At 67.2% G+C, this 1567-nt stretch carries 1 protein-coding gene; it reads left to right on the top strand.

Going from position 1 to position 1567, the window contains the following annotated elements; genetic code table 11:
* The first annotated feature begins 127 nt into the window (after positions 1-127).
* Positions 128-1240 (top strand): IS110 family transposase, encoded by a 1113-nt coding sequence (locus tag ACQRAJ_RS08700; protein WP_427748378.1) that lies wholly within the window; start codon positions 128-130, stop codon positions 1238-1240.
* Positions 1241-1567: the final 327 nt, after the last annotated feature.

Genomic DNA, 1567 nt, shown 5'->3' with positions numbered 1-1567 from the left:
AGACGATATGAGCAGGACATAAAAACATTGAGAGCCCCTGCTGCATGAAAGACCGCGGATTAGGCCGACAATGGTGAGTGTCTAATTCAGCCGCGGCGGCCACGCCGCATTCATGGAAGGGGCTCCCATGCTCGATACTACCACCTTCGTCGGCCTCGACGTCCACGCCCGCTCGATAAAGGCAGTCTCCCTCGACGTCATGACCGGGGAGGTGCGCTGCGCGACCTTCGGCTACGACGCCGGGGCAGTCGCGGAGTGGGTGCGGTCCGTGGACCCAAAGGCCAGGTGCGTGTACGAATCCGGGGTCACGGGGTTCGACCTGCAGAAGAGGCTCTCCGGCCTCGGGGTCGACTGCGTGGTCGGCGCCGTCTCGAAGATGATCAAGCCCAGCGCGGACAGGCGCAGGAAGAACGACCGCAACGACGCCGAGTTCCTCGCCCGCATGCTGTCGGTCGGCAACGTCGTCGAGGTGTGGGTCCCCGACGACGAGTGCGAGGCCGCCCGCGACCTGACCAGGGCGCTCGAGGACGCGAGGGACGACCTCTCGCGCGCGAAGCAGCGGCTCTCCAAATTCCTGCTCAGGCACGGGCTCGCCTTCGACGAGAGGACGCCCACCGGCCGCAGGAAGGGCAACTGGACCCGGGCGCACTGGTCCTGGATCGAGTCGATTAGGTTCGCGGAGGGGGCCGACAACGACGTGCTCGCCTACTACGTCGACGCGGTCAGGCGGGCGGCGGAGGAGAAGGCGAGGCTCGAGGGGCTCGTCGAGGCCGAGGCCCGCAAGCCCAGGTGGAGGAGGAGGGTCGACTCCCTGCGCTGCCTCAAGGGCGTCGACACCGCGACGGCCGCCGACCTCGTGTTCGAGGCCGGCGAGTTCTCGAGGTTCAGGAACGCCCGGTCGTTCGCCGCATGGGTCGGCCTGACGCCCTCCGAGCACTCCAGCGGGGAGAGCGACCGCAGGGGCGCGATCACCAAGGCGGGCAACAAACACCTGAGGAAGGCGCTGGTCGAGGCCGCGTGGCACTACCTGACGTGCTCGGGGCGGCCGAAGGACCTCGCCAAGGGCCAGGCCCCGGACCGGGTCGCCCGCAGGCATGCCGCCAAGGGCGTGCGGAGGCTGGTCGAGAGGCGGGAGGCGCTGCTCGCGCGCGGGGTCCACAACAACAAGGCGAACGTGGCCACGGCGCGCGAGCTCGCCTGCTGGGTGTGGGCGGTCGGCCTCATGGCCGAGGAGGCGTAGGGGGCCGGTCCCCCGCACATAAGCCGATCACCCCGGAAGCGGTTTGATCCGAAGCCGTTGAGGCGAACCTCAGGTCCCTTTTCTGCGAGCGCCCAGGGCGCCACACGCGTGCACAGACTGTCGGTTCGACGAAGAAGCCTCAGCCGTAGCAACGGATTGCCCAGCGAGAGATCGCCACGGGCGGATATTAAACTGCAAAGACGAGCGTCGGGAAGACACGCCGAGGTCGCCGCGGACGGGTTGATATAGGGAGAGGGCCTGACCCCATATCGTTGGGGCCAGGCCCGATTTTGCCTCTTGACAATGTCCTGCTCATATTAAAAGGAA

It is taken from the genome of Collinsella sp. SGI.184, assembly GCF_050313415.1.
In the GTDB taxonomy this organism is placed as follows: Bacteria; Actinomycetota; Coriobacteriia; order Coriobacteriales; family Coriobacteriaceae; genus Collinsella.
Note: the sequence above shows the minus strand (reverse complement) of the source record. Positions and strands in the feature narration are given on the sequence as shown.

What these genes read in the sequence shown, in the direction of transcription:
- ACQRAJ_RS08700 (WP_427748378.1), top strand. Translation starts at nt 128, where the DNA reads ATGCTCGATACTACCACCTTCGTCGGCCTCGACGTCCACGCCCGCTCG.